General features: G+C 63.5%; 4 protein-coding genes and 2 rRNA genes. All 6 read right to left on the bottom strand.

The genetic code is table 11. From position 1 onward, the window contains the following. Positions 1–2,200 (bottom strand): 23S ribosomal RNA (locus AB0B98_RS32930); the annotation flags it as partial. 299 nt (positions 2,201–2,499) lie between these two features. Next, positions 2,500–4,027, bottom strand: a 16S ribosomal RNA gene (locus AB0B98_RS32925). A 715-nt stretch (positions 4,028–4,742) separates the two neighbouring features. Further along, the gene (proC, locus tag AB0B98_RS32920) at positions 4,743–5,552 is read right to left on the bottom strand and encodes a pyrroline-5-carboxylate reductase (protein WP_019764577.1); all 810 of its coding nucleotides are present in this window, start codon (positions 5,550–5,552) and stop codon (positions 4,743–4,745) included. 109 nt (positions 5,553–5,661) lie between these two features. After that, on the bottom strand, positions 5,662–6,435 hold the full coding sequence (locus AB0B98_RS32915) for an ABC transporter permease (RefSeq protein ID WP_070203436.1): 774 nt from the start codon (positions 6,433–6,435) through the stop codon (positions 5,662–5,664). After that, positions 6,432–7,244 (bottom strand): ABC transporter ATP-binding protein, encoded by an 813-nt coding sequence (locus AB0B98_RS32910; RefSeq protein WP_357367731.1) that lies wholly within the window; start codon positions 7,242–7,244, stop codon positions 6,432–6,434. The genes AB0B98_RS32915 and AB0B98_RS32910 overlap by 4 nt, the downstream gene beginning before the upstream one ends. 94 nt (positions 7,245–7,338) lie before the next feature. After that, on the bottom strand, positions 7,339–7,849 hold a 511-nt coding region (locus AB0B98_RS32905), incomplete at its 5' end, for a hypothetical protein (RefSeq protein WP_357367728.1).

Here is a 7,849-nt window from a genome sequence, read left to right as displayed (position 1 = left end):
CGCCATTCGTGCAGGTCGGAACTTACCCGACAAGGAATTTCGCTACCTTAGGATGGTTATAGTTACCACCGCCGTTTACTGGCGCTTAAGTTCTCAGCTTCGCCACCCCGAAGAGCAGCTAACCGGTCCCCTTAACGTTCCAGCACCGGGCAGGCGTCAGTCCGTATACATCGCCTTACGGCTTCGCACGGACCTGTGTTTTTAGTAAACAGTCGCTTCTCGCTGGTCTCTGCGGCCACCCCCAGCTCAAGAGGTAAACTCCGTCACCGGGTGTGGCCCCCCTTCTCCCGAAGTTACGGGGGCATTTTGCCGAGTTCCTTAACCATAGTTCACCCGAACGCCTCGGTATTCTCTACCTGACCACCTGAGTCGGTTTAGGGTACGGGCCGCCATGAAACTCGCTAGAGGCTTTTCTCGACAGCATAGGATCATCCACTTCACCACAATCGGCTCGGCATCAGGTCTCAGACTCATGCACGACGGATTTGCCTACCGTGCGTCCTACACCCTTACCCCGGGACAACCACCGCCCGGGCTGGACTACCTTCCTGCGTCACCCCATCGCTTACCTACTACAAGTCTGGTTCATCGGCTCCACCACTACCCTCAACTCCGAAGAGATCGGGCCGGCTTCACGGACTTAGCATCGCCTGATTCAGTACTGGGCGTTTCAAAGCGGGTACCGGAATATCAACCGGTTGTCCATCGACTACGCCTGTCGGCCTCGCCTTAGGTCCCGACTTACCCTGGGCAGATCAGCTTGACCCAGGAACCCTTAGTCAATCGGCGCACACGTTTCTCACGTGTGTATCGCTACTCATGCCTGCATTCTCACTCGTGAACCGTCCACAACTCGCTTCCACGGCTGCTTCACCCGGCACACGACGCTCCCCTACCCAACCCAACAGGCGTTAGCCCTTCATGCTGGATTGACACGACTTCGGCGGTACGCTTGAGCCCCGCTACATTGTCGGCGCGGAATCACTTGACCAGTGAGCTATTACGCACTCTTTCAAGGGTGGCTGCTTCTAAGCCAACCTCCTGGTTGTCTCTGCGACTCCACATCCTTTCCCACTTAGCGTACGCTTAGGGGCCTTAGTCGATGCTCTGGGCTGTTTCCCTCTCGACCATGGAGCTTATCCCCCACAGTCTCACTGCCGCGCTCTCACTTACCGGCATTCGGAGTTTGGCTAAGGTCAGTAACCCGGTAGGGCCCATCGCCTATCCAGTGCTCTACCTCCGGCAAGAAACACACGACGCTGCACCTAAATGCATTTCGGGGAGAACCAGCTATCACGGAGTTTGATTGGCCTTTCACCCCTAACCACAGGTCATCCCCCAGGTTTTCAACCCTGGTGGGTTCGGTCCTCCACGAAGTCTTACCTCCGCTTCAACCTGCCCATGGCTAGATCACTCCGCTTCGGGTCTAGAGCGTGCAACTCAAACGCCCTGTTCGGACTCGCTTTCGCTACGGCTTCCCCACACGGGTTAACCTCGCTACACACCGCTAACTCGCAGGCTCATTCTTCAAAAGGCACGCAGTCACGACTGTATGTGCAAGCACACACAGCGACGCTCCCACGGCTTGTAGGCACACGGTTTCAGGTACTATTTCACTCCGCTCCCGCGGTACTTTTCACCATTCCCTCACGGTACTATCCGCTATCGGTCACCAGGGAATATTTAGGCTTAGCGGGTGGTCCCGCCAGATTCACACGGGATTTCTCGGGCCCCGTGCTACTTGGGTGATCCTCAAACGAGCCGTCAATGTTTCAGCTACGGGGGTCTTACCCTCTACGCCGGACCTTTCGCATGTCCTTCGCCTACATCAACGGTTTCTGACTCGTCTCACAGCCGGCAGACCATGACAGAGAACTCCCACAACCCCGCATACGCAACCCCTGCCGGGTATCACACGCATACGGTTTGGCCTCATCCAGTTTCGCTCGCCACTACTCCCGGAATCACGGTTGTTTTCTCTTCCTGAGGGTACTGAGATGTTTCACTTCCCCTCGTTCCCTCCACACTGCCTATGTGTTCAGCAGCGGGTGACAGCCCATGACGACTGCCGGGTTTCCCCATTCGGAAACCCCCGGATCAAAGCTTGGTTGACAGCTCCCCGGGGACTATCGTGGCCTCCCACGTCCTTCATCGGTTCCTGGTGCCAAGGCATCCACCGTGCGCCCTTAAAAACTTGGCCACAGATGCTCGCGTCCACTGTGCAGTTCTCAAACAACGACCAGCCACCCACCACCCCACCCCAACAGGGGCGAGTTCACTGGGGCCGGATCAGAAGGCTGCCTCACGGCCGTACCTTCAGATACCCAACAACGTGCCCGACACGACCGATCCCTCACCACGTTCCACGCCGAAGCAGTACTAGCAGTGATCAACCTGTCGTGCCGAATAGTCAACGTTCCACCCATGAGCAACCAGCACCGGACACTCGCCGGTGTACTGGCCTCTGACCAAGCAAGCTTGGTAAGAAGTGCTCCTTAGAAAGGAGGTGATCCAGCCGCACCTTCCGGTACGGCTACCTTGTTACGACTTCGTCCCAATCGCCAGTCCCACCTTCGACAGCTCCCTCCCACAAGGGGTTGGGCCACCGGCTTCGGGTGTTACCGACTTTCGTGACGTGACGGGCGGTGTGTACAAGGCCCGGGAACGTATTCACCGCAGCAATGCTGATCTGCGATTACTAGCAACTCCGACTTCATGGGGTCGAGTTGCAGACCCCAATCCGAACTGAGACCGGCTTTTTGAGATTCGCTCCGCCTCACGGCATCGCAGCTCATTGTACCGGCCATTGTAGCACGTGTGCAGCCCAAGACATAAGGGGCATGATGACTTGACGTCGTCCCCACCTTCCTCCGAGTTGACCCCGGCAGTCTCCTGTGAGTCCCCATCACCCCGAAAGGCATGCTGGCAACACAGAACAAGGGTTGCGCTCGTTGCGGGACTTAACCCAACATCTCACGACACGAGCTGACGACAGCCATGCACCACCTGTATACCGACCACAAGGGGGGCACCATCTCTGATGCTTTCCGGTATATGTCAAGCCTTGGTAAGGTTCTTCGCGTTGCGTCGAATTAAGCCACATGCTCCGCTGCTTGTGCGGGCCCCCGTCAATTCCTTTGAGTTTTAGCCTTGCGGCCGTACTCCCCAGGCGGGGAACTTAATGCGTTAGCTGCGGCACCGACGACGTGGAATGTCGCCAACACCTAGTTCCCAACGTTTACGGCGTGGACTACCAGGGTATCTAATCCTGTTCGCTCCCCACGCTTTCGCTCCTCAGCGTCAGTAATGGCCCAGAGATCCGCCTTCGCCACCGGTGTTCCTCCTGATATCTGCGCATTTCACCGCTACACCAGGAATTCCGATCTCCCCTACCACACTCTAGCTAGCCCGTATCGAATGCAGACCCGGGGTTAAGCCCCGGGCTTTCACATCCGACGTGACAAGCCGCCTACGAGCTCTTTACGCCCAATAATTCCGGACAACGCTTGCGCCCTACGTATTACCGCGGCTGCTGGCACGTAGTTAGCCGGCGCTTCTTCTGCAGGTACCGTCACTTGCGCTTCTTCCCTGCTGAAAGAGGTTTACAACCCGAAGGCCGTCATCCCTCACGCGGCGTCGCTGCATCAGGCTTTCGCCCATTGTGCAATATTCCCCACTGCTGCCTCCCGTAGGAGTCTGGGCCGTGTCTCAGTCCCAGTGTGGCCGGTCGCCCTCTCAGGCCGGCTACCCGTCGTCGCCTTGGTAGGCCATTACCCCACCAACAAGCTGATAGGCCGCGGGCTCATCCTTCACCGCCGGAGCTTTCAACCCCGTTCCATGCGGAACAGAGTGTTATCCGGTATTAGACCCCGTTTCCAGGGCTTGTCCCAGAGTGAAGGGCAGATTGCCCACGTGTTACTCACCCGTTCGCCACTAATCCACCACCGAAGCGGCTTCATCGTTCGACTTGCATGTGTTAAGCACGCCGCCAGCGTTCGTCCTGAGCCAGGATCAAACTCTCCGTGAATGATTACCCGTAATCGGGTGCACACATCACGAGAGCGGAACAACAAGGTCGGAATAAGACCCGTCGTTCACAGCGTCCTCGCTGTGTTGTTGCCTACCGCCACACCATGGCGACCGTAGGACTTTTCAAAGGAACCACCAACCTGCCGAAACAGGCCGGGGTATCAACATATCTGGCGTTGACTTTTGGCACGCTGTTGAGTTCTCAAGGAACGGACGCTTCCTTCGGTCCCGCATCACCGGGGCCCTCCGGGCGCTTCCCTTCGTTTACTTCTTTTGTGTCTTGCTGTCTTGCGTTTCCGACTCTATCAGACGCTTTCCAGTGTCCGATCCCGGTCGAAGCGGGTCCTGCTACTCGCTTTCCGGGGTTCTTCGCTTTCGCGCTTTTCCCTTTCCGGCGAGTCCGACTCTATCAGATCCTTTCGGGCCTGACTCCCAGTCAGCGGGGCTTGTCCTCCCGGCCGTTGGGCCGTTCCGACGAGTGAGACTTTAGCGGAATCCTGCTCCCCGACGCTAATCGGGGGTGCGTCCCTTCGAACGCGGATTCCTCATTTCGCGAATGCGCACGAAAAAGCAGGCGACACAGAGTCGCTCGCTGATCGTGGTTACTGCGGAATGGCTGTCCGGGGACCGACCGGGGTCGGCGCTCACGTCGGACAACTCGGAGCACATTACGGTTCCGGCCGGGGTGTGTCAACCCCCGGCCGGGGCGGGGGTCAGCCGTTGCCGGAGGCCAGTTCGCGGCTGCGGTCACGGGCGGCTTCGAGGGCGGCGATGAGGGCGGCCCGTACACCGTGGTTCTCCAGCTCGCGGATGGCGCTGATCGTGGTGCCGGCGGGGCTGGTGACGGCCTCGCGGAGCTTGACCGGGTGCTCGCCGCTGTCGCGGAGCATCACGGCGGCGCCGATCGCGGCCTGGACGATGAGGTCGTGGGCCTGGGCGCGGGGCAGGCCGAGCAGGATGCCCGCGTCGGTCATGGCCTCGACCAGGAAGTAGAAGTAGGCGGGGCCCGAGCCGGAGAGGGCGGTGGCCGCGTCCTGCTGGGACTCCGGGACGCGCAGGGTCTTGCCGACGCCGCCGAAGATCTCCTCGGTGGTGGTGAGGTGGGCGCCGGTGGCGTGGCTGCCTGCCGAGATGACGGACATGCCCTCGTCCACGAGGACCGGGGTGTTGGGCATGACCCGGACGACCGGGGTGCCCGTGGTGAGCCGCTCCTCGATGAACGTGGTGGTGATACCGGCGGCGGCGCTGATCACCAGGCGGTCGGTGCCGACGTGCGGGGCCAGCTCGTCGAGGAGCTTCCCCATGTCCTGCGGCTTCACCGCCAGGATGAGGATGTCCGCGGCCTTCGCCGCCTCGGCGTTGCCGACCGACTCGACTCCGTACCGCGTGCGCAGCTCCTCGGCGCGGTCACTGCGGCGGGTGGTCACCAGGAGGTCGGCCGGTCGCCAGCCCGCCCGGATCATGCCGCTGAGGAGGGCCTCCCCGATCTTTCCGGTACCGAGGACTGCGACTGTCTGGGTCATGTGTTCACCCTCCGGGCGGTGCTGGGGCCGTGGTGCGTCGGATGCGCGGCCGTCGTCTTGCCGTTCGCCGTCATCCTCGCACCGGGGTCCCCGGGTGTGCGGAGGCGTCTCACGGGGTGCGGCGGCGGAGCGTGACCGCGCCCAGGCAGAGGACCAGGAGCGCGCTTCCGGCCACGACCGCGATGTCCCGGAGGAAGGCGCCGGTGAGGTCGGAGTGGCGTACGACCTGGTCCATGCCGTCGACGGCGTACGACATGGGCAGGACGTTCGAGATCGCCTCCAGTACCGGGTGCATCCGGTCGCGCGGGACGAACAGGCCGCAGAGCAGGAGCTGCGGGAAGATCACCGCCGGCATGAACTGGACCGCCTGGAACTCCGATGCGGCGAACGCCGAGACGAAGAGGCCGAGCGCCGTACCGAGCAGGGCGTCGAGCAGCGCGACCAGCAGGAGCAGCCACGGTGAGCCGGTCACGTCCAGGCCGAGCAGCCAGACCGAGACGGCGGTGGCCAGGACGGACTGGACGACGGCGACCGCGCCGAACGCGAGGGCATACCCGGCGATCAGGTCTCCCTTGCCGAGCGGGAGGGCGAGGAGGCGCTCCAAGGTGCCCGAGGTGCGTTCGCGCAGGGTGGCGATCGAGGTCACCAGGAACATCGTGATCAGCGGGAAGATGCCGAGGAGCGAGGCGCCGATCGAGTCGAACGTCCCGGGTGCGCCGTCGAAGACGTACCGGAGCAGCGTGATCATCAGGACCGGGACGAGCAGCAGCAGGGCGATGGTGCGCGGGTCGTGGTGGAGCTGGCGCAGGACCCTGGCCGCTGTCGCCGCCGTACGGGCGAAGGAGAGGGGGAGGGGGCTGGTGGCGGTCGCCGTCGCCTTCATGGCCGCGGCTCCTTCCCTTGAGTGGCTGCCGCCTCGTCGACCAGGTGCAGGAAGGCCGCCTCCACCGTCTCCGTGCTGGTGCGGGTGCGGAGTGCCTCGGGGGTGTCCTCGGCGAGGATGCGGCCCTCGCGCATCAGGAGGAGGCGGTGGCAGCGTTCGGCCTCGTCCATGACGTGCGACGAGATGAGGAGGGTGGCGCCCCGGTCGGCGGCCAGGCGGTGGAAGAGGTCCCACAGGTCGCGGCGGAGCACGGGGTCCAGGCCGACCGTCGGTTCGTCCAGGACCAGCAGGTCGGGCGTGGAGAGCAGGGCCACCGCCAGCGAGACCCGGCTGCGCTGGCCGCCGGAGAGCGCACCGGCCGGGGCGTCGGCGTGGCTCGTGAGGTCGACGTCCTCGATGGCGCGGGTGACGGCGGTGCGGCGGGTCTTCCGGTGGGCGCGGCCGGGGTGGAGGACGGCGGCGAAGTAGTCGAGGTTCTGCCGGACGGTGAGGTCCGTGTAGACGGAGGGCGCCTGGGTGACGTACCCGATGCGGGGGCGCAGGGGCGGGGCTCCGGCGGGGTGGCCGAGGACGGTGAGCGTGCCCGTCACCTTGGCCTGGGTGCCGGCGACCGCCCGCATGAGGGTCGTCTTTCCGCAGCCCGAGGGGCCGAGGAGGCCGGTGATCGTGCCGGGTTCGAGGGTGAAGTCGAGGCCGCGCAGGACCGTGCGGTCGCCTCGTACGACGGTGAGGCCCCGGGCCTTGATGGCTGGAGGCGGAGGTTGCGGGGGTGGGTGCGTTCCCCTGGAGCCCCCGGGATCGTAATTCATCATGTGATGAATTACAGACCCGATGAGCCCGCTCGTCAAGGGGGCGCGGTGGTGATCGGTGTGGAGTCTGAGGTGTGGAGTGCGGTGCGTGCGGTCAGCGGCGCTTGGGGCGCTTGCGGGCCGCCGGGTTGCCGGTGCGGGTCGCGCGGCGCTTCTCGAACTGCGTACGGGCGCTCTCGTACTCCGCGCGGTGCAGCTTCTCGCCCGGGGCCTCGATGAGCGAGCGGAAGAAGTAGGCGAGCAGCGAGCCGATGAAGCCGATCGACTTCAGGCCGCGCAGGCTGTCCTCGCGGGCCGGGTCCTTCGGGCGGGCGCCGAAGGACTCCCAGGTCTTGCGGAACGCGATGGCACTGCAGACCGCGAACATCACGATCACCAGCATCCCCACGATGCTGTCGACCTCGGCGATCGCCAGGCCCTGGTAGGCGAAACGCAGGGCGAGGCAGCTGCCCACGGCGGCGGCGAGCGAACCGGCCGCGACGCCGACGCGGCGGAGCCCGTAACCGCCGTCGTGGTCGACCCAGGTCGTGCCGAAGAAGCGGATCGGCTCGGGCTGCGGGCCGGGGGGTGTGGGGGCGCCCGCCGGGCTGCGACCGGTGAACCCG

Origin of the sequence: Micromonospora sp. NPDC048947 (assembly GCF_040649495.1) — a bacterium.
Taxonomy (GTDB): domain Bacteria; phylum Actinomycetota; class Actinomycetes; order Mycobacteriales; family Micromonosporaceae; genus Micromonospora; species Micromonospora alfalfae.
The sequence above is the reverse complement of the archived record's forward strand: the minus strand, read 5'-3'. Positions and strand labels throughout refer to the sequence as shown.

Bases quoted from the DNA above. Each gene is read 5' to 3' on its own strand.
- AB0B98_RS32910 (WP_357367731.1), bottom strand. From the start codon at position 7,244: ATGAATTACGATCCCGGGGGCTCCAGGGGAACGCACCCACCCCCGCAA.
- proC (WP_019764577.1), bottom strand. From the start codon at position 5,552: ATGACCCAGACAGTCGCAGTCCTCGGTACCGGAAAGATCGGGGAGGCC.
- AB0B98_RS32915 (WP_070203436.1), bottom strand. From the start codon at position 6,435: ATGAAGGCGACGGCGACCGCCACCAGCCCCCTCCCCCTCTCCTTCGCC.